The 283-nt window shown below is 34.6% G+C and carries 1 protein-coding gene; it reads right to left on the bottom strand.

Going from position 1 to position 283, the window contains the following annotated elements:
• Nucleotides 1-180 (bottom strand): hypothetical protein (locus AAEZ22_RS18325; protein WP_352298450.1); only part of this gene is annotated, 180 nt, incomplete at its 3' end.
• Between the last annotated feature and the right edge of the window lie 103 nt (nucleotides 181-283).

Below are 283 nucleotides of genomic sequence, written 5' to 3'. Positions count from 1 at the left end.
CTGTAATTCACTGTACTCGCTTGAAAGTTCAGATAGCCTTTTTTCTTCAAGAGAAGCAGGCTCATAAGTTGTTTGTAATCTTGCACTCTTCACTTTGATTTGATTTAATTTTGATCGTGAACTTAACAGAAAATATATGGATATGAATAAGAATACGGATATTGCGATAGTGATATACATAATTCTAATCCTTTAGATGAATTCAGGTAGTTTGCTAGACATCGACTTAACTGTGGAATGCTCTTGTTTGAGAGCCTCTCGTATTAGCAAACTTTCCCTGTAC

The organism is Pseudoalteromonas sp. 20-MNA-CIBAN-0454, assembly GCF_040308685.1.
GTDB classification, from domain to species: domain Bacteria; phylum Pseudomonadota; class Gammaproteobacteria; order Enterobacterales; family Alteromonadaceae; genus Pseudoalteromonas; species Pseudoalteromonas nigrifaciens.
This window is presented reverse-complemented; position numbering and strand designations above follow the sequence as displayed.